This is a genomic window from Rhodoplanes sp. Z2-YC6860, assembly GCF_001579845.1.
Lineage (GTDB): Bacteria > Pseudomonadota > Alphaproteobacteria > Rhizobiales > Xanthobacteraceae > Z2-YC6860.
In genome coordinates, this window is record NZ_CP007440.1 from 106,444 (window position 1) to 129,411 (window position 22,968).

The 22,968-nt window shown below is 64.7% G+C and carries 20 protein-coding genes; 16 read left to right on the top strand and 4 right to left on the bottom strand.

Translation table 11 applies throughout. The features are described from left to right. Positions 1 to 12: 12 nt before the first annotated feature. The 3 genes from RHPLAN_RS00485 to dctP form a co-directional block, all read right to left on the bottom strand. A complete protein-coding gene (locus RHPLAN_RS00485) occupies positions 13 to 1,314 on the bottom strand; it encodes a TRAP transporter large permease (protein WP_084246380.1) in 1,302 nt (433 codons plus the stop codon). Next, positions 1,304 to 1,819: a TRAP transporter small permease gene (locus RHPLAN_RS00490; RefSeq protein WP_068012935.1), complete on the bottom strand. Its 516-nt coding sequence runs from the start codon at positions 1,817 to 1,819 to the stop codon at positions 1,304 to 1,306. Before RHPLAN_RS00490 ends, RHPLAN_RS00485 begins: the two co-directional genes overlap by 11 nt. Positions 1,820 to 2,007: 188 nt before the next feature. Further along, positions 2,008 to 3,015 carry a TRAP transporter substrate-binding protein DctP gene (gene dctP, locus RHPLAN_RS00495; RefSeq protein WP_068012937.1) on the bottom strand — a complete coding sequence of 336 codons (1,008 nt, stop codon included), beginning with the start codon at positions 3,013 to 3,015 and terminating at the stop codon, positions 2,008 to 2,010. Between the two features lie 1,034 nt (positions 3,016 to 4,049). On the opposite strand from dctP, the gene RHPLAN_RS00500 reads away from it, so the two are divergent. The 9 genes from RHPLAN_RS00500 to trmB all read left to right on the top strand — a co-directional run bounded on the left by RHPLAN_RS00500 (position 4,050) and on the right by trmB (position 13,938). Next, positions 4,050 to 5,021, top strand: coding sequence for a Bug family tripartite tricarboxylate transporter substrate binding protein (locus RHPLAN_RS00500; protein WP_084244081.1), 972 nt, complete (start codon positions 4,050 to 4,052; stop codon positions 5,019 to 5,021). Positions 5,022 to 5,316: 295 nt separating this feature from the next. Beyond that, positions 5,317 to 6,717 (top strand): tRNA (N6-isopentenyl adenosine(37)-C2)-methylthiotransferase MiaB, encoded by a 1,401-nt coding sequence (gene miaB, locus RHPLAN_RS00505; protein WP_068012941.1) that lies wholly within the window; start codon positions 5,317 to 5,319, stop codon positions 6,715 to 6,717. Further along, positions 6,717 to 7,757 carry a PhoH family protein gene (locus RHPLAN_RS00510; RefSeq protein ID WP_068012942.1) on the top strand — a complete coding sequence of 347 codons (1,041 nt, stop codon included), beginning with the start codon at positions 6,717 to 6,719 and terminating at the stop codon, positions 7,755 to 7,757. Before miaB ends, RHPLAN_RS00510 begins: the two co-directional genes overlap by 1 nt. Further along, entirely contained in the window at positions 7,754 to 8,287 is a 534-nt protein-coding gene (ybeY, locus tag RHPLAN_RS00515; RefSeq protein WP_068012945.1) for an rRNA maturation RNase YbeY, read from the top strand. The genes RHPLAN_RS00510 and ybeY overlap by 4 nt, the downstream gene beginning before the upstream one ends. Before the next feature lie 8 nt (positions 8,288 to 8,295). After that, positions 8,296 to 9,468, top strand: coding sequence for a hemolysin family protein (locus tag RHPLAN_RS00520; protein ID WP_068012946.1), 1,173 nt, complete (start codon positions 8,296 to 8,298; stop codon positions 9,466 to 9,468). After that, a complete protein-coding gene (lnt, locus tag RHPLAN_RS00525; protein WP_237180015.1) occupies positions 9,465 to 11,090 on the top strand; it encodes an apolipoprotein N-acyltransferase in 1,626 nt (541 codons plus the stop codon). Before RHPLAN_RS00520 ends, lnt begins: the two co-directional genes overlap by 4 nt. 265 nt (positions 11,091 to 11,355) lie before the next feature. Continuing rightward, complete coding sequence (locus RHPLAN_RS00530; protein WP_068030302.1) at positions 11,356 to 11,766, top strand: helix-turn-helix domain-containing protein; 411 nt, start codon at positions 11,356 to 11,358, stop codon at positions 11,764 to 11,766. Positions 11,767 to 11,906: 140 nt separating this feature from the next. Next, positions 11,907 to 13,175, top strand: a complete 1,269-nt coding sequence (gene metK, locus RHPLAN_RS00535) for a methionine adenosyltransferase (RefSeq protein ID WP_068012948.1) — start codon at positions 11,907 to 11,909, stop codon at positions 13,173 to 13,175. A 70-nt stretch (positions 13,176 to 13,245) separates the two neighbouring features. Beyond that, positions 13,246 to 13,938 (top strand): tRNA (guanine(46)-N(7))-methyltransferase TrmB, encoded by a 693-nt coding sequence (gene trmB / locus RHPLAN_RS00540; protein WP_068012950.1) that lies wholly within the window; start codon positions 13,246 to 13,248, stop codon positions 13,936 to 13,938. Between the two features lie 9 nt (positions 13,939 to 13,947). On the opposite strand, the gene RHPLAN_RS00545 is transcribed toward trmB, so the two are convergent. Beyond that, positions 13,948 to 15,036 (bottom strand): DUF2336 domain-containing protein, encoded by a 1,089-nt coding sequence (locus tag RHPLAN_RS00545; RefSeq protein ID WP_068012951.1) that lies wholly within the window; start codon positions 15,034 to 15,036, stop codon positions 13,948 to 13,950. Positions 15,037 to 15,318: 282 nt separating this feature from the next. On the opposite strand from RHPLAN_RS00545, the gene rimP reads away from it, so the two are divergent. The 7 genes from rimP (at position 15,319) to rpsO (ending at position 22,967) form a co-directional block, all read left to right on the top strand. Then, positions 15,319 to 16,008: a ribosome maturation factor RimP gene (gene rimP, locus RHPLAN_RS00550; protein ID WP_084244083.1), complete on the top strand. Its 690-nt coding sequence runs from the start codon at positions 15,319 to 15,321 to the stop codon at positions 16,006 to 16,008. 3 nt (positions 16,009 to 16,011) lie between these two features. Then, entirely contained in the window at positions 16,012 to 17,622 is a 1,611-nt protein-coding gene (gene nusA / locus RHPLAN_RS00555) for a transcription termination factor NusA (protein ID WP_068012953.1), read from the top strand. A 20-nt stretch (positions 17,623 to 17,642) separates the two neighbouring features. Further along, positions 17,643 to 18,311: an RNA-binding protein gene (locus tag RHPLAN_RS00560; protein WP_068012954.1), complete on the top strand. Its 669-nt coding sequence runs from the start codon at positions 17,643 to 17,645 to the stop codon at positions 18,309 to 18,311. Positions 18,312 to 18,327: 16 nt separating this feature from the next. Next, positions 18,328 to 21,018 carry a translation initiation factor IF-2 gene (infB, locus tag RHPLAN_RS00565; RefSeq protein WP_068012956.1) on the top strand — a complete coding sequence of 897 codons (2,691 nt, stop codon included), beginning with the start codon at positions 18,328 to 18,330 and terminating at the stop codon, positions 21,016 to 21,018. A 154-nt stretch (positions 21,019 to 21,172) separates the two neighbouring features. Further along, a complete protein-coding gene (rbfA, locus tag RHPLAN_RS00570; protein WP_157099981.1) occupies positions 21,173 to 21,604 on the top strand; it encodes a 30S ribosome-binding factor RbfA in 432 nt (143 codons plus the stop codon). Next, a complete protein-coding gene (gene truB, locus RHPLAN_RS00575; protein ID WP_157099982.1) occupies positions 21,597 to 22,694 on the top strand; it encodes a tRNA pseudouridine(55) synthase TruB in 1,098 nt (365 codons plus the stop codon). Before rbfA ends, truB begins: the two co-directional genes overlap by 8 nt. Positions 22,695 to 22,697: 3 nt before the next feature. After that, positions 22,698 to 22,967, top strand: a complete 270-nt coding sequence (gene rpsO / locus RHPLAN_RS00580; protein WP_068012960.1) for a 30S ribosomal protein S15 — start codon at positions 22,698 to 22,700, stop codon at positions 22,965 to 22,967. Position 22,968: the final 1 nt, after the last annotated feature.

A 22,968-nucleotide genomic window follows, 5' to 3' on the forward strand; every position in this document is an offset into this window, starting at 1 on the left:
GTTTTTCTCTCGTCATCGCGACACGTGGTGCGGAAGCCATAGCGCGAGCTCGGGCCACAGAATCACCAGCGCTAGCACCGCGAACATCGTCAAATGGAACGGGATGGTGCCGACGATCACTTCGGCGAGCTTGCCCTCCCAGATGCTTTGGATGACGAACAGGTTGATCCCAATCGGCGGCGAAATTTGACCGAGCTCGACAAAGAGAACGAGCACCACACCGAACAGCAACGGATCGATGCCGTAGCTTGGCAGGATCGGGAAGATCAGCGGCACCGTGATCACGATCATGCCGAGGCTTTCGATCAGGCAGCCGAGCACGGTGTAGAGCACGAACAGCGCCAGGAAGAACTCCAGCCGCGACAGATTGAGACCGACGACGAAGGCCGTCACCTTCTCGCCGACGCCGGCAAAGCTGATCGCGTAGGAGAAGATGTAGGCGGTGAAGATGATGAACAGGATGTTGCCGGAAAACTTGATGGTGCTGTTCATCGCCTCGATCACGCCGCCCAGCGTGAGGTTGCCGAAGGTCGCGCCAAGAATGATCGCGAGAATACAGCCGATGGTGGCGCCCTCGGTCGTGGTGACGAGACCGGCATAGATGCCGCCCAGCGTGCCGCCGATCAGGACACCGAACGGCAGCACATCGGACAGCGCCGCCAGAAACTCCTGCAGCGAACGCGGCCCGGATTCGCGCGGCGCGACACCGGGCACCATCAAGGCGTGCACGCCGATATAGCTCATGAACGCCGCCGTCATGATCAAGCCGGGCACGACGCCGGCCATGAACAGCTTCGGCACCGAGGTTTCGGTGAACGTGCCGTAGACGATCATGCCGAAGCTCGGCGGCAGCAGGATGCCGAGCGTGCCGCCGGCGGCGAGCGATCCTGCCGCCAGCCGCCTGTCGTATTTCCGCTGGATCAGCTGCGGCAGCGCCACGCCGCCGATCGAGGCCGCGGTCGCGATGCTCGAGCCGCTGACGGAGGCAAAAATCGCGCAGCCCGCGATATTGGTCTGCAGCAGGCCGCCCGGAAGCCTGGCGACGAGCTTGGCGAGGCCGGAATAAATCCGGCTGCTCAGCCCGCTGACGCGAAGGATTTCCGCCATCAGCATGAACAGCGGCACGCAGGTCAGCACAAAGCTGTTCATGCTGCCCCAGCTCACCAGCCCCAGGCTGTTGAGGCTCGGCAAGCCGCCTTGCAACAGCAGATAGAACATCGCCGGCACCGCGATCGCGAACGGCACCGCCATGCCGCACACCAGCAGCGTCAAGAAGAACGCGAAGGTGACGATGATCTGAAGATCAGGACTCACGCGCGTCACCCGTCTTCGCGATGATCGTCCGCAGGACGGCCACCTTGGCGGCGAGCGTGCGCAGCACCGAGAAACACAGCGCTGCCGCTCCCAGCGCCATCACGGCCTGCGGAATCCAGAGCGGCGTCGCGAGGTAGGTCGGCGCATGATCGCCGAACCGGTACGACGTGATCTCGAAGCGCACCAATTGCCACAACAGCAGCGCGCAGAACGCCAACGACAGAAGATCGAAGATGACATGCGACACCGCGCGGCCGAACGGCGAAAGCCGCGACTGCACCAGCTCGACGTGATGGAAACTGTTGTTGATCTGGCAGATCGACAGGCTGACGAAGCTGGTCACCACCAGCATGTAGCCGCCGAGTTCGTCCGATATCTCGAAGGAAAAGTTGAACAGCCCGCGCGTCACGATGTCGACGCCGATCACCACGAGCATCACGACCAACGCCGCGAAGCAGGCGAGCCGGCAGGCCCGTTCGACGACGCTTTCCTTGAGCTTTTCCATTAGGTCGTCACAGGCAGACCCACCCCGTCATCCTGAGGCGCGAGCCATAAGCGCGTATACGCGCGTCTTCGACGCGCTTTGGCGAGCCTCGAAGGACGACGGCCCGGCTGGGGCCGCATCCTTCGAGGCCCGCCTTCGGCGGGCACCTCAGGATGACGGATCGACAATCCGTCCGTTTCAACATCGATCTACTTTCCAAGCGCAGCGCGCACCTTGCCGAGCGCCTCGACAATCTCCGGGCCACGCGATTTCGCCCAATCGTCCCAGTAGGGCTTCATCGCCTCGACCGCACGCGCGCTATCGGCCGGCGTGGGCTTGGTGAAGGTGTATCCGGCCTTGGTGAGAACCTGCACCGACTCCTCTTCCTCTTTCTGCATCGTCTCCTGATCCCAGCGCGCGGAATCCTGGGCGGTCTTGCGCACCTTGCCCTGAAGATCGGGCGACAGCTTGTTGAAGGCCTCGGTGTTGGCGATGAAGTAGGAGTTGTTGACGTTGACTATCAGCGGATAGCCGTATTTGAGCAGGTCCTTCCACAGCACCGCGCCGACCCCGGCGGTAAAAATGCCGTCGACCACGCCGCGATCGAGTGCCGACGGAACCTCCGGCGCGCTCATCGTGATCGAAGTGCCGCCGAAGCGCCTCACGAACTCGCCCTGCTCCGGCTGCGCGACGCGCATCTTCAGGCCCTTGAGATCGTCGAGCGCTTCGAGCTTCTTGCGCCCCCACATGAATTGCAGCGGATAGGTGTACGAGGCGAGCAGCGTCGAACCCTTCTGCGCGTAGGTCTTCTCCAGATACGGCTTGAGCACCGCATCGGCCTTGGTGAAATCGTCATAGGACTGGATGAGCATCGGCAGCCGCAGGATGCCGGCGGCCGGAATGTTGCCCGAGTTGAACAGATCGTCGCCGATCTGCACGTTGTTGGTCCCCACCGCCTGCGTGATGTTGCTGGCGTTGATCTGCAGCGTGCCTGACAGGTGCAGCCGCACCTTGAGCGCGCCGCCCGTCGCCTTCTCGATCTCCTCGGTGAACAGCTTCGCGCCGCGCGACGTTGCGAAATTCGGCGCCGATTGGTGCATGTAGAAATTCCACTCCTCGGCGGGCGCCTGCCCACTGAAAAGCAGCAGGACGCTCAGCGACAAGCCAAACGTCGCCGCAACAGGCGTGCATGAAGCCTTCGGATTCTGCTCGGCCATGGCGATCCCTCCTCGCGTCGCCAGTGGACTGGCGATCGTCGAATTCTGTTTTTCGTAATTTGCGAGGAAGCCTAGGGACGCGTGATTTTGCTGTCAACGCGTGGGCATCTTGCGAGCGCACTATGCATTGATCCAGTCGATCCCAAAATCAGAGTGCGAATTTCCTTCGAAGCACTCGTCAGACTCCAAGCGACATTGAAGCACGATCGCTTGATGTCTTGCCGAGAGCGGCAACATGATGACGGTGCCCGTGGCAGCGGGGCGATGGTTGGCGGCGGCGAGGCACACCAAAACAGCGGGCGAACCTCCTTCATTTTTTTGTTCTCTTGACTTACTATATTGTTCTTGATATGTACTGACCTATCCCGCTCACTGAGGGCGTCTTCCGGAGACGTTCGGCTGATGGAGCGGGATGTGGCGCCTGCAGGCGTGGGTCGTTCCCACGTCCCAGGGTGCGATGCCATCGTCCGTCCCCGATGAGGGGGCCGCCTTCAGTGGCAGGGCGCGATCGGGTGAAGGGCCAAGGCAACGCGGCCTTAGGTGAAGGGTTCGTCCCGCACCGTCCGATCGAATCTCGAACGGCGGTATCGCAATAAATCGCCGCGGTGGAGCGCCGGAAGGCGCGCCTGCCCCACAAGGGCGGGCGGGGTGCCTTCGCAAAGGTGCCCCAGTGAGACCTGCGCCGTTTCGGCGCTCCGCCTCCCTCAGGGGAGGCATGAAAGAACCCGGGCATGGCCCGGAAAACCGACAGGGAAATCTGGCGATCCGCGCGATCCATCGCGTGGAGCCGAGGACGCATGTCTGCATGACAACAAAATATGCAAAGTGCGTGACGTTCTCTCCACACGGTCATTCCGGGGCGCGCCGAAAGGCGCGAACCCGGAATGACCGCGGTGTGGGACGTGACCAGAACGGAAAGCGATCCATCTGCGACTCGAAGGGCGCCGGTTTTGCGCTATCCTCCGCGTGCCTGAAGCGACGAGACGGCGCCGCGTCAAACGACGGCGCGCAGCGCTCGGCACGGAGGAGACGTCATGGCTGCAATTTCCAAATTGCTGATGGCTGTCCTGTGCGCGGCATTCGCAACGCAAGCCCACGCGCAGAAATATCCGGATCATCCGGTGAAGGTCGTGGTCGGCTTCGCGGCGGGCGGCGGCACCGATGTCGCCGGCCGCGTCATTGCACAGAAACTCTCGGACGCGACCGGCCAGAGCTTCGTGGTCGAGAATCGCACCGGCGCAAGCGGGCTCATCGCCTCGGAGCAGGTCGCGAAAGCGCCGGCCGACGGTTACACCATCATGGTCGGCAGCCAGACCACGCTTGCGGTCGCGCCGGCGCTCTACAAGAAATTCCAGCTCGACGTGGTGAAGGATCTCACCGGCATGGCGATGATCGGCGTGTCACCGCTGGTTGCCGTGGTCAATGCCAGCTCGCCGATCCGATCGATCAAGGATCTGGTCGCCGAGGCCAAGGCCCGCAACGGCACCATGAATTTCGGCTCGGGCGGCGTCGGCACCACCCCCCACATGGCCGGCGAGCTGCTCGCCTTCAATGCCGGCGTGAAGCTGGTGCATGTCGCCTACCGCGGCGAAGCGCCCGCGCTGAACGATGTGCTGGGCGGGCAGATTCCGTTCATGTTTTCCAACCTGTCGGTGGTGAAGGGCAATATCGAGGGCGGCAAGCTGCGGGCGCTGGCGGTGACGACCACGCAACGTGTGCCGTCGCTGCCGGACGTGCCGACGCTCGCCGAGACCTTCCCGGGTTTCGATGCGGCGACCTGGTTCGTGCTGGTGGCGCCCGCCGGCACGCCGCGCGAGGCGATCACGCGGATCAACGCCGAGACGAAGAAGATCGTGAAGACGCAGGATTTCCAGCAGCGCTTCGATCAGCTCGGCATGATCCCCGATCAGGACCGCACGCCCGACGAGATCAACGCCTACATCAAGGCCGAAATCGCCAAGTGGGCGAAGGTCATCAAGGACGCCGATGTGAAATCCGCCGACTAGCCAGCTCTCGTGTCCCGGGCGCAGCGCGGCATGAGCGAAGCGAATGATGCGCTGCAGACCCGGGACCCCGGTTTCTTTCTTTATGCGGATGCTAACCGGGGTCCCGGAACAGCGGTGCACCGTTCCGCTTCGCTTCACGCTGCACCGCGTCCGGGACACGAGAGCGGAATCGGGTTTTCCTTTTGACCCAAAAACCGCTAAGACCACGCCGTGCAGGGCTTGCAAACGCGCCCCGCGCAACCGATTTAACCATCTGACCAAACAACGGAAATTGGCTGAACCAGCCGCCGAAGGCATGACCGGACCCAGGAAGCTCTTCGTCAAGTCCTACGGCTGCCAGATGAACGTCTACGATTCCCATCGTATGGCGGACACGCTCGCGCCCGAGGGCTACGTCGAGACCGCGACCGCCGACGATGCCGACCTGGTCATCCTCAACACCTGCCACATCCGCGAGAAAGCCGCCGAGAAGGTCTATTCCGAGCTCGGCCGGCTGCGCGTGATGAAGGAGACAGCGGCAACGCAGGGCCGCGACGTCAAGATCGCGGTGGCGGGCTGCGTCGCGCAGGCCGAAGGCGATGAGATCGTGCGCCGTGCGCCGACGGTCGATCTCGTGGTCGGGCCGCAGAGCTATCACCGGCTGCCCGAGATGCTGAACCGTGCCGCGAGCGGCAAGGTCATCGAGACGGAATTTCCGGCTGATGACAAATTCAATCACCTGCCGCCGCCGAGCAAGGCCGCGACGCGCAAGCGCGGCGTCTCGGCTTTCATCACGGTGCAGGAAGGCTGCGACAAGTTCTGCACGTTTTGCGTCGTGCCCTACACGCGCGGCTCGGAAATCTCGCGTCCGGTCGACAAGATCGTCGCCGAAGCCGAACGGCTCGCCGACGCCGGCGTGCGCGAGATCACGCTGATCGGCCAGAACGTCAACGCCTATCACGGCGATGACGTCGATGGCCGCCCTTCGACGCTCGGCCGTCTGCTGCACCGGCTCGCCGAAATCCCCGGCGTCGCACGGCTGCGCTACACCACGAGCCATCCGCGCGACATGGATACCAGCCTGATCGCGGCACATCGCGATCTGCCGGCGCTGATGCCGCAGCTTCATCTGCCGGTGCAGTCGGGCTCCGACCGCATGCTCGAGGCGATGAACCGGCGTCACACCCGAGCCGATTATCTGCGCGTGGCCGAGCAGTTGCGCGCCGCGCGACCCGACGTCGCGTTTTCGTCGGACTTCATCGTCGGATTTCCCGGAGAGAGCGATGAGGATTTCGAGGACACCATGCGGCTCGTGGCCGAGGTGGATTTCGTCGCGGCGTACACGTTCAAATATTCGCCGCGCGCCGGCACGCCTGCGGCGGAGATGGAGCAGGTCTCCGAAGCGGTGAAGGACGAGCGGCTGCAGCGGCTGCAGCACGACATCGAGCGTCGGCAGACCGCATTCCTGACGCGCTGCCAGGGTGGCACGTTCGACGTGCTGTTCGACCGCACCGCCCGCCGTCCGGGCCAGATCTCCGGGCGCTCGCCGTATCTCCAGACCGTGCAGGTCATGGCGCCGATATCTTTGATTGGTGAAGTGGTTCCCGTGAAAATCACCGACGTTGGGCGCAACACTCTGTTCGGCGCTCTGGCTGATCCTCTTGCGAATTTGCCGCGGCAGGCGGACCATATTCAGATCGAGACGTTAGGAGCCTGATGTCGTTGCAATCGCTCGGATCCGGACAGGGACTGGGGACTTCCAAGGAAGGCACGCCGACGCAGGTCGTACTTGCATTCGACGACAACCGCCACGCCTCGGCGCTGTTCGGCCAGTACGGCCAGAATCTCGCGCTGGTCGAGCGCCGCCTCGGCGTCGCCGCCGAACAGCGCGGCAATCACGTCACCATCGAAGGCTCGCGTGACGCCGTCGAGCAGGCGCGCCGCGTGCTTGAAAGTCTCTACGAGCAGATCAAGCGTGGGCAGGATCTCGCCTCGGGCGATGTCGAAGGCGCCATTCGCCTCGCCATTGCGCAGGGCTCGCTGTTTGATGACGAGGCCGCCTCGACGAAGAGCGGTTTCGAGCAGATCAATCTGCGCAAGCGTCCGGTGCGGGCGCGCACCGCCGCGCAGGACGCCTACATCCGCGCCTTGCGCAAGAACGCGCTGGCGTTCGGCATCGGCCCGGCCGGCACCGGCAAGACCTGGCTCGCGGTCGCTCACGCGGTCGCGTTGTTCGAACGCAAGGAGGTCGATCGCGTGGTGCTGTCACGGCCTGCGGTCGAGGCCGGCGAGCGGCTCGGCTTCCTGCCGGGCGACCTCCGCGAAAAGATCGATCCTTATCTGCGGCCGATGTACGACGCGCTGTTCGATCTGATGGATGCGCGCATCGTCGAGCGCGCGCTGCAGACCAACGAGATCGAGATTGCACCGCTTGCCTTCATGCGCGGCCGCACGCTGTCGAATGCGGTCGTCATTCTCGACGAGGCGCAGAACACCACGACCATGCAGATGAAGATGTTCCTCACCCGCCTGGGCGAGAACAGCCGCATGATCGTCACCGGCGATCCGAGCCAGATCGACCTGCCGCCGGGGCAGATGTCGGGCCTCGTGGAGGCGACGCAGCTTCTCGAGAACGTCGAAGGCATCGGCATCGCGAGCTTCGGCGCCGAGGACGTGGTCCGGCACGAGCTGGTGGCCAAGATCGTCGCGGCCTACGACAAGGCCGACGCGGCGCGCCGGCGCGGAGCCAAGGAGTGAGCGCCAGCCCGCGCAACAGCCGGGCGAAGACCGTCAAAATCGAGGTCATCGTCCGGTCGGCACTGTGGCAAAAGCGCCGCACCGCTAAAACAGTGATCAGAAAAGCGATTTCGGCCGCCGCCGTTGCCGCCTCAACGCGGCCTGCCGAGCTTGCTATCGTGCTGGGCAATGATTCGGGGATTCAAGCGCTTAACCGCGACTGGCGCGGCAAGGATCAGCCCACCAACGTGCTGTCGTTTCCGGCAGCGCCGGTCCAAGGCGCGCGGAAAGGCAGCGGCAAGTCCCGGGTTCCAGCCCCATATATCGGTGACATCGTCATCGCTTATCAGACGACCGCCCGGGAGGCGGTTGCCGAGGGCAAGCCATTCGACCACCATCTGGCCCACCTCGCCGTCCACGGATTTCTGCATTTGCTCGGCTATGACCACGAGAATGACCGCGACGCCGAAATCATGGAGGGGATGGAACGCCGGATCCTCAAGCGTCTCGCGATCCCTGACCCTTACGCATCGAGCGTCCCAACCGGCTGACACACCCCATGCCTGATTCCGATGCGTCAGGCCGTTCGGCGGAACCGGCGGGCGCTTTAAGTCAACATCGCAATCTCCCGGTGCCGGTTGCCCGCACGGCGAATGGCGACCGCGAAGGTTTCTTCGCGCGGCTCGCTCGCGCGATCTTCGGCTGGCGCAACGGGCCGACGCGCGCCGACATCGAGGTCGTGCTCGAAGCGGCCGGCCCCGGCGAGGCCGGCGTGTCGCCCGAAGAGCGCACGATGATCCGCAACATCCTGGCGCTGCGCGGCCGCCGGATCGAGGACGTCATGGTGCCGCGCGGCGACATCATCGCCGTGCAGCAGGACATCCCGCTCGGCGAGCTCGTGAAGGTGTTCGAGAAGGCGAACCATTCGCGGCTCGTCGCCTACGACGACACGCTCGACGACCCGATGGGCATGGTCCACATCCGCGACCTGATCGCCTTCATGACGGCGCAGGCCGCCGTCGATCCGCAGAAGGCGACGAAGCGCAAGAAACCGCGGCCCGCAGGCCTCGATTTCAACGCCATCGATCTGTCGCTGCCGCTGTCGTCGACCAAGATCATGCGCGAGATGCTGTTCGTGCCGCCATCGATGCCGGCGATCGACCTGCTCGAGAAGATGCAAGCGACGCGCATTCATCTCGCACTCGTCGTCGACGAATATGGCGGCACCGACGGCCTCGTCTCGATGGAGGACATCGTCGAGCAGATCGTCGGCGAGATCGAAGACGAGCACGACGAGGACGAATTGCCCGCCGTGGTTCGCGAGAACGACGGCTCCTATGTGGCCGACGCGCGGGCGAGTCTCGACGACGTCACCGCCGCGATCGGCGTGGCGTTCGACGTTGGCGATGCCGCCGAGTCGGTCGACACCATCGGCGGCTATCTGATGGCGCAGGTCGGCCGCCTGCCGCTGCGCGGCGAGCTTGTGCCGGGCCCCGAGGGTTTCGAGATCGAGGTGCTGGATTCCGATCCGCGCCGCGTCAAGAAGGTCCGCATCCACCGCAGCAAGAACCGTACGATCGAGCGCGATCGCGAGGGGCGACGCCGCTTCAGCGGCACTGAAGACACAACGGCGGCAGCCATTGCGCCGCCGACCTCGCCACCTGAACCGCCGTCGGATGATGCCGCGAAGGCGCAACCATCCGCCGATTCCAGCGCACCGCAGAAATCGTGACCGCGATCGAAACGACCCACACCGCACCTGCCGTCACGCGCCTCGCGCACTGGATCGTGCTGAGCTGGGGCTGGCGGCGGGCACTCGTGGCGATGGCGGCCGGCGCCTGCTCGGCGCTGGCAATGGCGCCGCTCGACGCCTGGCCGGTGCTGTTCTTCACGTTTCCGGTTCTGGTGTGGCTCACCGATGGCGCCCCGGGCGGCCGCCTCGGCGGCGTGCCAGGAGCCGCGGCCGCAGGATGGTGGTTCGGCTTCGGCTATCATCTCATCGGACTTTATTGGGTCGGTTACGCATTCCTGGTCGACGTCAAAACCTTCGGCTGGCTGCTGCCGTTCGCGGTGACGGCGCTGCCGGCCGGCATGGCGATCTACACCGCGCTGGGCCTCGCGCTGGCGCGGCTCCTCTGGACGCGCGGACCGATGCGGCTCCTTGCGCTGGCGGTCGCACTCACCGCCGCGGAGTGGCTGCGCGGTCATTTGTTTACCGGCTTTCCGTGGAATGCCTACGGCTACGCGCTCACCGGATCGCTCTCTCTTGCGCAAAGCGCCTCGCTGATCGGCGTCTGGGGCCTGACGTTCGTCTCGATCGCCGTGTTCGCAAGCCCCGCGGTTCTGTTCGACGAACGCAGCGACACGCGACGGCCATGGCTGCCGCTGGCACTGAGCGTGGCCTTGCTCGTGGCGCTTGCGGGATACGGCGCCTTCCGTCTGTCGCGCACGCCGACGCAGTTCGTCGACAATGTGCGGCTGCGGATCATGCAGCCCAACCTGCCGCAGGACGAGAAGTTCAACTACGCGGCTAAGCAGCGGGTCATGAGCCACTATCTCGAGCTGTCGGACCGCTCCACCGGCCCGCAGTCGTCGGGCGTGCGCGATGTCACGCATCTGATCTGGCCGGAGTCGGCGTTTCCGTTTCTGCTGACGCGCGAGCCCGACGCCATGGCGCAGATCGCGCAGCTCTTGCCGCAAGGCACCGTGCTGATCACCGGCGCGGTGCGTGCGCCCGAGCTCGCACCGGGACAGAAGCTCGAGCGCGCCTACAACTCGATCTACGTCATCGATCACGACGGCTCGATCCTGTCGGTCTACGACAAGATCCACCTCGTGCCGTTCGGCGAATACCTGCCGTTCCAGGATTTCCTCGAAAGCCTCGGCATCATGCAGCTCACCAAGCTGCCCGGCGGCTTCATCCCTGGCGAGCGACGGCGCGCACTCGATGTGCCACGCGCGCCGCGCGTGCTGCCGTTCGTCTGCTACGAGATCGTGTTTCCGGGCGAAGTGCACGCCGATGGCGAGCGGCCGGGCTGGCTCATCAACCTCACCAACGACGGCTGGTTCGGCATCAGCAGCGGTCCCTATCAGCACCTTCGTCAGGCTCAGTTGCGCTCGATCGAACTCGGGCTGCCTTTGGTGCGTGCCGCCAACACCGGCATCTCTGCGGTGATCGATCCTGCAGGCCGCATCGTGCGATCACTGCCGCTTGGGATTGAGGGCGTGCTCGATGCGCAACTGCCGCGACCCATTGATGCACCGATTTATGCGCGCATCGGCGATGCCGGGGTTTTCCTGACAGTTGGTTTCATAGCGATCATCGTCATTCGCCGCCGCACGCGCGGCAGCTGATTGCGCCAGAATTACCTATGCGTTCGATACAAAGCTCTATGCCATTGATTGTTCATCCGTATCTGAACACCTCATCTGGCACGACAGAAATTGAGCATCGCCGCATTCGCGCAGTTCGCAAATTAAACTCAATTGCTAACCAGCGTTGGCGAATCGTTTATCGTTGCGATGACTGCGCGTGCGGGGATTTCACTGATTGCATGCGAGTATGATCTGTGAGCAATAACTGCGGTTTGTTCAGGGGAACCGGAGTTCAAGCAGCATGATGGCTAAGAAGGCGCCCAATCCCACCGATAAGCACGTGGGCGCAAGAGTACGTATGCGACGAATGATGCTCGGAATGAGTCAGGAGAAGCTCGGCGACTCGCTCGACCTCACATTCCAGCAGGTGCAGAAGTACGAGAAGGGCGCCAACCGAATCGGCGCGAGCCGGCTTCAGCAGATCTCGCACATCCTCCAGGTTCCAGTTTCCTTCTTCTTCGAAGGCGCGCCGCAAACGCCCGGACAACCGGCGGCCAACCTGAGCGAAGCGCCGTCTCCAGCCTATGTCTCGGACTTCCTCGCCACCTCGGATGGTCTCGCGCTGACCAAGGCCTTCATGGGCATCAAGGACGCCAAGCTGCGCCGTAAGATTGTCGATCTCGTCGAGCAGATCGCCTCCGACGACAAGCAATAAACGTTACGGCCGGGCCGCTGCCCGCCGCGACCGGAACGTTTGCCCACATCATCCCACACCTTGACCGCGCTACTGTACGCCGCATAAAGAAACCTTTATACGGCGGACGTGAGGCTTGCCGCCATTCCAGGAGAGTGCACGTGTCCCGCGCCAACTTCCTCTTCACCAGTGAATCCGTGTCTGAAGGCCATCCAGATAAGGTCTCGGACCAGATCTCCGACGCCATCCTCGATGCCTTCATCGAGAAGGACATCAAGCTCGGCATCGCCGACGACAGCCAGATCAACACGCGGCTCGGCTGCGAAACGCTCTGCACGACGAACAAGATCGTGATTGCGGGCGAAGGCCGCGGCCAACTGTTCAAGACCATCAACGGCGTGTCGGTGGTCGACCGCGAACTGATCACCGAGATCGCCCGCGGCGTGGTCAAGGATATCGGCTACGACCAGAACGGCTTCTCCTACCACGGCGCCGACGTCGAGGTGCTGCTGCACGGCCAGTCGCCCGACATCGCCATGGGCGTCAACGCCAAGAAGAAGAAGGGTGGCGAAGAAGAAGGCGCCGGCGACCAGGGTATGATGTTCGGTTACGCCTGCACCGAGTCCGAGGTCTACGAGAAGGGCTCGTACATGCCCGCCCCGATCTATTTCGCTCACAAGATACTGAAGGTCCTGTCGGACAAACGGCGCTCCAACCAGCTTCACGACCTGCAGCCCGACGCCAAGAGCCAAGTGACGGTGCAGTACGTCGACAACAAGCCGGTCGGCTGCACCAAGGTCGTGGTCTCGACCCAGCACAACGAGAAGAGCCGCAACGGCAAGAAGTATACGCCGGGCATGGTCCGCGACCTGATCGAGGACGCGGTCGAGTCGGCGCTGCCGAAGGGCTGGATGCCCAAGAAGTCGTCGGACTTCCTGGTCAATCCGACCGGCAACTTCGTGGTCGGCGGCCCGGACGGCGACTGCGGCCTGACCGGCCGCAAGATCATCGTCGACACCTACGGCGGCTACGCCCCGCACGGCGGCGGCGCCTTCTCGGGCAAGGATCCGACCAAGGTCGACCGCTCGGCGGCTTATGCGGCGCGCTATCTGGCCAAGAACGTGGTGGCGGCGGGTCTTGCCAGCCAGTGCACGATCCAGATCGCCTACGCGATTGGTGTTGCCGATCCGATGTCGGTTCTGGTCGACACCCACGGCACGAGCGATATCGACGAGCGCAAGCTTGCCAAGGTGTTGCCGGAGATCTTCCGGCTGACGCCGACCAACATCCGCCGCTCGCTGAAGCTCAACCGGCCGATCTATCGCCGCACCGCGGCCTACGGCCACTTCGGCCGTCAGCCGGAGAAGGACGGCGGCTTCTCCTGGGAGCAGACCAACCTCGTGAGCCAGCTCAAGAGCGCTTTCAAGTAAGCGCCACAGCTTCAATTAAGTTCGATGCCCGGCCTTGTGCCGGGCATCGTCGTTTTTGATAGTCCGCTTGATGACCGATGCAGAGAAGAAATACACGGGCGCGTTCTTCGGCCGGCGCAAAGGCCACGCCCTCAAGCCGCGGCAAGCCGCGCTGTTCGACGCGCTGCTGCCGAAGCTGGCGCTTGACCTCACGGCGCCGGCGCCTGCCGATCTCCGTAAGCTGTTCGACAACGCCTCCGACGTGCGCCTGGAAAGCGGCTTCGGCGGCGGGGAACATCTGATCGCCGAAGCCTGCCGTCAGCCCGATGTCGGCTTCATCGGCGTCGAACCTTTCATCAACGGCATGGCGAAGGCGCTCGCGGCAATCGACGATCGCAAGCTCACGAACATCCGCCTCTACCACGGCGACACGACCGACATTCTGGCGTGGCTGCCCGCCGCGAGCCTGTCGCGTTTCGATCTGCTCTACCCCGACCCATGGCCGAAGCGCCGCCACTGGAAGCGCCGCTTCGTGCAGGACAAAAGCATCGCCGCGATCGCGCGGCTTTTGCGCACAGGCGGCGAATTCCGTTTCGCCAGCGACATCCCGGATTATGTCTCCTGGACGCTGGCGCGCTTGATGCGGTCGCCGGATTTCGAATGGACCGCCGAACGCGCCGATGACTGGCGCAAGCCGTGGCCGCACTTCTTCAGCACGCGCTACGAGGCGAAAGCCAAGCGCGAAGGCCGCGTGCCCTGCTATCTGATTTTCAGAAAAAACTAGCTGTTAGATTCAGATATCGTCGTCGGGGGCGCTGACCTGCCAGAAGCGAACCACGCGCTGCGCGGTCGAGGCCGAGAGCTTTTCGAAATTCGCGAAAGCCGATTCGATCGAGTGGTTCGACGTGCCACGGCCGCTCGGCCGCGCCATGATGATCGCCTTCACGGTGGTCCAGCCGTAGTTCGCGGCCTTGCAGAGGATCAGGATTGGATCGGGCCGGTCGCCCGCCATCAGGCGGTCCGCGGTCTCGATCGGTACGCCGCACAGCACCGACACCGCGGCGACCGTTTCCTCGAACTGCTTGTTGTTCGCGAACTCGACCAGCTCGGCCTCGCCGAGCGAGCCTGCCTGCTGCAAGTCGCGGACAACGCGCAGCGCTGCCGAGTAATCGCGCGCCGGCGCGGCCTTGTCGTATTCCTTCGAGATCTTGTCGAGCACACGCTGGATTTCGGCGCGCGTCTCGGGCTTGGCCGAGGCCAGCAACCGTTGCTGCACGACCGCCGTGGCGCGGACCAGCAGTTCGCGGAACAGATGCGGCGGAATATCGGTCCGCGAGCCGACCTTCTGCGCGAGGTCCTCATCCCCTTCGGCGCGCTTCACCAGCGCCGAGAACCCGCCCTCGGAGAGCCTGGCCGATTGATTGTCGGCGACATTGCGCACCACTTCGCTGTCGCCACGCCGCACCAGCACGTCGGTGACGGCTTCGCCGAGGTCGGAGCGGCCGGCGATCGCCGCCAGGTGCGCCTGGCTGCGCGTCTTCGCGAGCTCGACGAGCTCGCTCTCCTGAAGCCGCTGCGACTGCGCCAGCACAGGGCCCGCCACCGCAATATCGTCGTCCTTGGCGAGCCGATACATCAGCCCGGTCGGCGCATTGGCGACCGGCGCCATGGTCTGCGCCATTTCGCTGCGCGCCTTGGCCTCGATCTCGACGACGAGGCGGCACAGCACGTCGTCGAACAGCCCGATATGATCTTCGTTGAAGCTGTCGGCGCCATCGACGAACAGGTTGGCGATGCGCTGCACCGTTCGAGCGCGCCGCTCGGCCGAAGCGTTTTGGATAACGTCTTCCAACTCGGGAATCAGGGACGCGGACGCCGACATGCTACAATCCTGCCGGCGACAACACTCCGGCCTTACACCGGCAAGGTAGGTGAGCTTTCTAAAGGAACCGTTAGCCAATTCCTCCTCTTGCAAGGGCCTGGAAATCCGCTATATTTCACTTGTCTGTTATAGACATCTCATAACGGTCGGATGATCCGATTGGGTTTTGAGAGTGGGCCCCCCGGGACCCGCTCTTTTTTGTTACCTGAGCGACCCCACTGGGGCTCCGGTTGGGCGAGAACGCGCGAAAAACCGAAGTTTGGCAGGCACCGAAGCAGGCGGATGACCGAGGCTATCGAGACCACAGCAGGCGTGGAAAAGCGCCTGATCGTTGAACCAGGATTGGCGGCCCGCGTCGCCGCGGTCGTGGAGCCTGTGATCGAAACCCTGGGTTACCGGCTGGTGCGCGTGCGGGTGAGCGGGTCCGAAGGCTGCACCGTGCAGGTGATGGCCGAGCGGCCGGACGGCACGATGACCATCGAGGACTGTGAAATCTGCTCGCGCGCGCTGTCGCCGGTGCTCGATGCCAGTGATCCGGTCGATCAAGCCTACCGTCTTGAACTGTCGTCGCCCGGCATCGACCGCCCGCTGGTTCGTCAATCGGATTTCGAGCGCTACGCCGGCAATCTGGTGAAGATCGAGATGGCTGTCGCGGCCCACGGCCGCAAGCGCTTCCGTGGCCAGTTGCTCGGCGCCGAAGGCCATCTTGCCCGCATTCAGCGCGAGGACGCCCCTGCCGGGGAACCCGCCGACGTGATGCTGCCGATCGAAGACATGGCCGAGGCCAAGCTGGTGCTCACAGACGCGCTGATTGCGGAATCGCTCCGCCGCGGCAAGCAGGCCGAGCGCGAGCAGCTGCTGAACGATAACGAGCCGGCCGCAAGCCGGCCCACCGACCCCTCACATCAACGGAACTCAAGTCCGCACGGCCCCGGCAAGCACCGGAACCGCGCCCAGCACGAAGGAGAATGAGCGATGGCCGTCAGCGCCAACCGGCTCGAACTGTTGCAGATCGCCGATGCGGTTGCCCGCGAGAAGTCGATCGACCGCACCATCGTGGTCACCGCCATGGAGGATGCGATCGCCAAGGCGGCACGCTCGCGCTATGGCGCGGAAACCGACGTGCACGCCGAGATCAATCCCAAGACTGGTGAGCTTCGTCTGGCGCGCCACATGCTGGTGGTCGACAACGTCGAGAACCCTTCGAACCAGATCAGCGTCGACGACGCCAAGAAGCGCAATCCTGCGGCGCAGGTGGGCGACACCATCGCCGACACGCTGCCGCCGCTGGAATACGGCCGCATCGCCGCACAGTCTGCCAAGCAGGTCATCGTGCAGAAGGTGCGCGAGGCCGAGCGCGACCGGCAGTATCAGGAATACAAGGACCGCATCGGCGACATCGTCAACGGCATCGTCAAGCGGGTTGAATACGGCAACGTGGTGGTCGACCTAGGCCGCGGCGAGGCGATCGTCCGCCGCGACGAGATGCTGCCGCGCGAGACGCTGCGCAACGGCGACCGCGTGCGTGCTTTTATCTACGACGTGCGCCGCGAGCCGCGCGGGCCGCAGATTTTCCTTTCGCGCACCCATCCGCAGTTCATGGCCAAGCTGTTCGCCCAGGAGGTGCCGGAAATCTATGACGGCATCGTCGAGGTGAAGGCGGTGGCCCGCGATCCGGGCTCGCGCGCAAAAATCGCCGTGATTTCCAGGGATTCTTCGGTCGATCCGGTCGGCGCCTGCGTCGGCATGCGCGGCTCGCGCGTGCAGGCCGTCGTCAACGAGCTGCAGGGCGAGAAGATCGACATCATCCCGTGGTCGCCCGATATCGCGACCTTCGTGGTCAACGCGCTCGCGCCCGCCGAAGTCGCGAAGGTGGTGCTCGACGAGGACCGCGAGCGTATTGAAGTTGTGGTGCCGGATGCCCAACTATCGCTTGCGATCGGCCGCCGTGGTCAAAACGTGCGCCTCGCCTCGCAGCTCACCGGCTGGGACATCGACATCCTCACCGAGCAGGAAGAGTCGGAGCGCCGCCAGGCCGAGTTCCAGACGCGCACCAAGATGTTCATGGAGGCGCTCGATCTCGACGAGGTGGTCGGTCAGCTGCTCGCGTCCGAAGGCTTTGCCTCGGTCGAGGAGTTGGCGCTGGTCGACGAGAAGGAGCTCGCGAGTATTGAAGGTTTCGACGAGGACACCGCGCGCGAATTGCAAACTCGCGCTCAGGAATATCTCGCCAAGATCGAGGGCGAGCTCGATGCGAAGCGCAAGGAGCTCGGCGTCGAAGATGCCGTGAAGGACGTTCCCGGCGTCACCACCGCGATGCTGGTCAAGTTCGGCGAGAACGGCATCAAGACGGTCGAAGACCTCGCGGGCTGCGCGACCGACGACCTGACCGGCTGGACCGAGCGCAAGGACGGCGAGACCAAGCGGGAGCCCGGCATTCTCGATGGGCACGATCTGTCCCGCGAGGAGGCGGAAGCGATCGTCATGCAGGCCCGTCTCAAGGCCGGCTGGATCACCGAAGCCGATCTGGCACAGCCGGCTGCGGCGGAAGACGAACCGGCCGAGGCTGAGGCCCAACCGGCGTAACAGGAGACGTTGCGATATCGATGCTGGCGGAAACGCACCAGGACGAACTCGATGCCGGGCCGCGCAAGGGCGGCCCGGGCACCGAACGGCTGTGTGCGGTGACCCGGACGGTGAAGCCGGTCGAGGATTTGATCCGCTTCGTGGTCGGACCCGACGGTGTCGTGCCGGACCTGAAGCGCAAACTGCCGGGCCGCGGTCTCTGGATCACGGCAGACAGGCTGACGTTGAAGGACGCCGTCACACGAAATGTGTTCGCGCGCGGCTTCAAACGGGACATCCGCGCGACGGCTGAGCTGATCGATCAGACCGAGCTCATGCTGCAGCGGGCGGTGCTCGATGCGCTGGCGATTGCCGGCAAGGCGGGCTCGGTTTTGACCGGATTCGCCAAGGTCGAGGCCGCCATCGCCCGCGAGCCGATCGTGGGCCTGATCCACGCATCGGATGCCGGCCATGACGGGGTGGCCAAGCTCGCCGGAGCACTGCGGCACCGGCCGGACTGCGACCGGATCCTGGCCATCAAAACCTTCACCACCGCCCAATTGGATTTGGCACTGGGGCGGTCAAATGTGGTACATGCAGCCCTGCTTGCCGGGCCTGCGAATGACACGGTTCTGGCGCGTTTAGCGCGCCTGGAGCGCTTTCGATCGGGTGTCCCCGGCGACAGCGGCGGCAACGGCGTACGGAATTGACAGGAATTGCGACTGAATGGCTGACACCAAGACCCCCGACGGCAAGACGTTGAGCGTAGGCGGCAAGTCGACGCTCTCGCTCAAGCCGCGCACCGAGACTGGCGTCGTGCGCCAGAGCTTCAGCCATGGCCGCAGCAAGCAGGTGGTGGTCGAGGTCAAGAAACGCCGCATGGGCAGCGACGGCAAGCCCGAGCCGGCCGCCGCTCCGGCGCCCGTTGCACCGCCGCCGGTCGCCAAGCGCCCCGATCCCGCACCTGCCGGGCGATCCGCGCGCCCTGCATCCGCCCCGCCGAGCTCGGCGCCGCCGAAGTCCTCCGGCGTGGTGCTGCGCACCCTGACCGACGAAGAGCGAGAGCGGCGTGCTCACGCGCTCGGCGACGCGCGTTTGCGTGAGGCCGAAGAGCGCAAGATCGCCGAGGAAGAGGCCAAGATCCGCGCCCAGCGCGAAGCCGCCGAGAAGGTCGAGCGTGAGGCTGCCGAAGCCCGCAAGCGCGAAGAGGACGACCGTCGCAAACACGACGAGGTCTCCAAGAAAAAAGCCGACGAGGTTGCCAAGAAGCGTTTTGGCGAACCCGAGGCGGCCGCCCCGGCGGCGCCTGCTGCCAAAGCGCCGGCTGCGGCTGCGCGGCCTGGCACTTCCACGGCGCGTCCTGGCACCCCGGCACGTCCCGGCGCACCGGCACGTCCCGGTGCCCGCCCGGCTCTGGAATCCGAAGAAGAAGAAGCGCCGAAATTCCGGCGCGGCCCCGGCGGCGCCATGCGCCCGGCGGCGCCCCCGCAACGTCCGACCCGCGCCGCCAAGACCGCGACCGAGCGGCCGCGCGGCCGCCTGACGCTCGTCAATGCGCTCAATGACGACGTGCGCGAGCGTTCGACCGCGTCGTTCCATCGCCGCGAGCAGCGCCGTCACAAGGCCATGATGGGCAACGAGCCGCGCGAGAAGATCTCTCGCGAGGTCACGATCCCCGAGGCGATCACCATCCAGGAACTCGCCAATCGCATGTCCGAGCGGTCGGTCGAGATCATCAAGTACCTGATGAAACAGGGCCAGATGGCGACGATCAACGACGTGATCGACGCCGACACCGCCCAGCTCATCGCCGAGGAACTCGGCCACACCGTCAAGCGCGTCGCCGAGGCTGACGTCGAGGAAGGCGTGTTCGACGTCGCCGACGATCCGGACGATCTCGAGCCGCGCGCGCCGGTCGTGACCGTCATGGGCCACGTCGACCACGGCAAGACCTCGTTGCTCGACGCCATTCGCCAGACCAACGTCGTGTCGGGCGAAGCCGGCGGCATCACCCAGCACATCGGCGCCTACCAGGTTGACTCGCCGTCGCACGGCAAGATCACCTTCATCGACACGCCGGGCCACGCCGCGTTTACGGCGATGCGCGCCCGCGGCGCCAAGGTTACCGACATCGTGGTGCTGGTGGTCGCCGCCGACGACGGCGTGATGCCGCAGACCATCGAGGCCATCAATCACGCCAAGGCCGCGAAGGTCCCGATGATCGTGGCCATCAACAAGATGGACAAGCCGGATGCCAATCCGATGCGCGTGCGCACCGACCTGCTTCAATACGAGGTGCAGGTCGAGTCTATGGGCGGCGACGTGGTCGACGTCGAGCTGTCGGCGACCAAGAAGACCGGCATCGACAAGCTGCTCGAAATGATCGGCCTGCAGGCCGAACTTCTCGACCTGAAGGCCAACCCGCGCCGTGACGCCGAGGGCACCGTGATCGAGGCCAGGCTCGACCGCGGCCGTGGCCCGGTCGCGACCGTGCTCGTGCAGCGCGGCACGCTGGATGTCGGCGACATCATCGTCGCGGGTGCGGCCTGGGGCCGTGTCCGTGCGCTGGTCAACGACAAAGGCGAGCAGGTGGAAGAAGCCGGCCCGTCGGTTCCGGTCGAGGTGCTGGGCTTCGCCGATACACCCGAGGCGAGCGATCGTCTCGCCGTGGTCGACAACGAGGCCCGCGCCCGCGAGCTCACCGACTACCGCGTCCGTCAGAAGCGCGAGAAGAGCGCGGCACATGCCACCGGCATGCGCGGCTCGCTCGAACAGATGATGTCGCAGCTCAAGACTTCGGGCCGCAAGGACTTCCCGCTGATCATCAAAACGGACGTGCAGGGCTCGCTCGAAGCGATCTCCGGCGCGCTGGAGAAGCTCGGCACCGACGAGGTCGGCGCGCGGATCATTCATTCCGGCGTCGGCGGCATCACGGAGTCGGACATCACGCTCGCGACATCTTCGGGCGCCGCGATCATCGGCTTCAACGTGCGCGCCCACAAGGAAGCGCGCGAGCAGGCCGAGCGCGACCGGATCGAGATCCGCTACTACAACATCATCTACGATCTCGTGGACGACGTTAAAAAGGCGATGTCCGGCCTGCTCACGCCCGAACGGCGCGAGACCATGCTGGGCAACGCGTCGATCCTCGAGGTGTTCAACGTGTCGAAGGTCGGCAAGGTCGCCGGCTGCCGCGTCACCGACGGCAAGGTCGAGCGCGGCGCGGGCGTGCGCCTGATCCGCGACAACGTCGTCGTTCACGAAGGCAAGCTGTCGCAGCTCAAGCGCTTCAAAGACGATGTGCGCGAGGTCACGGCCGGCATGGAATGCGGCATGGCCTTCGAGGCCTACCAGGATATGCGTCAGGGTGACGTGATCGAGTGTTATCGGGTGGAGACGGTGCAACGCTCGCTCTGAGTCCGAATCTCAGGCGAACGAAAACTCCATCGCCCTATCCGACGTCATGCCCGGCCTTGTGCCGGGCATCCACGCCTTCCCTCATTTGAGAGAAGCAAGACGTGGAAGCCCGCAACAAGTGCGGGCATGACGTCGGCAAAGCTGGAAAGCAATCTTGAGAAACAAACATCATCGCGACCGCGAGTCGCAAGCCGGCCCCTCGCAACGCGCGCTGCGCGTCGGCGAGCTCATTCGTCACGCGCTGTCCGAGATGCTGACGCGCGGCGACGTGCACGATCCGGTGCTCGAAGGACATCTGATCACGGTGCCCGAGGTGCGCATGTCGCCCGACCTGCGGCTTGCGACCATCTACGTGATGCCGCTCGGCGGGCGCGACATCAAAGAGGTGATCGAGGCGCTGGAGCGCAACAAGCGCTATCTGCGCGGCGAGATCGCCCATCACGTGAACCTGAAATTCGCGCCCGACATTCGTTTCCGCGCCGACGAGCGGTTCGACGAAGCGGAGCGGATCGACAAGCTGTTGCGGACGCCGGCGGTCCAGCGCGATCTCAAGCGTGAGGATGGCCAAGAGGAGGGCGATGAGTAACGAGCAGCGCCCGCCGGACGAGGCCGCCCTCTCCGCTCTTGCGGAGCCGCAGCATGACGCCGTTGCCGGCACCGCCCCTCAAGAGGGGCAGGAACGCCCACGGCCGTTTTCGCAGAAAAAGCCCAAGCAGCAATTCCGCCGCGAAAAGCGCGACGTGCACGGCTGGCTCATCATCGACAAGCCGGTCGGCATGACCTCGACCCAGGTGGTCGGCGCGATCAAGCGGCTATTTTCCTGCAAGCGCGCCGGACATGCCGGCACGCTCGACCCGCTCGCCTCGGGCTGCCTGCCGGTGGCGCTCGGCGAGGCCACCAAGACCGTCCCGTTCGTGATGGACGGCCGCAAGACCTACAGCTTCACGGTGCGCTGGGGCGAGGAGCGCGACAGCGACGACGCCGATGGCGCCGTCACGGCGACCAGTGACAATCGCCCGACGCGCGACGCCATCCTGGCGGCGCTGCCGGCGTATAGCGGGACCATCTCCCAGGTGCCGCCGCGCTATTCGGCCATCAAGGTCGACGGCGAGCGGGCCTATGACCTGGCCCGGGACGGCGAGGTCGTGGAGCTCGCGGCCCGGCCGGTCGACATCCACCGGCTCGAGCTGGTTAACCTTCCGGACCCCGACCATGCGCAATTCGTCGCCGAATGCGGCAAGGGCACCTATGTGCGCTCGCTCGCCCGCGACATCGGCCGGGCGCTCGGAAGTCTTGGACATATCAATGCTTTACGGCGCGAGTCGGTCGGCGGATTCGGCGAAAATGACATGATTTCGCTGGAACAGCTGACCGAGCTATGCCATAGAGCAGCCGCCGGCGAGGCCAATCTCGCCGACGTCATTCTGCCCGTTGAGACCGCGCTGGACGACATCCCGGCACTGGCCGTCAGCGGGTCAGACGCGGCGAGGCTTCAAAGAGGCCAAGCCGTTTTGTTGCGCGGACGGGACGCACCCATCTTTCGCGGAACGGTCTATGTCACGGTTTCGGGCCGTTTGCTGGCCCTGGCCGAAGTCGACCGCGGCGAGATCGTCCCCAAGCGCGTATTCAACCTGACCGGGGTTGTGGGAAGCCGCCGGCCGCAGAAAGGTCACTAGCCGATGTCGATTACTGCTGAGCGTAAGGCAGAAGTCATCAAGTCCAATGCCACCAAGTCCGGCGACACCGGGTCGCCCGAGGTGCAGGTCGCGATCCTCACTGAGCGGATCACCAACCTGACCGAGCATTTCAAGTCGCACGTCAAGGACAACCACTCGCGCCGCGGGCTCTTGAAGCTCGTGTCGCAGCGTCGTCAGTTGCTTGATTATCTCCGCCGTACCGACGAGAAGCGTTACAAGGGATTGATCGAGAAGCTCGGCATTCGCCGCTGAG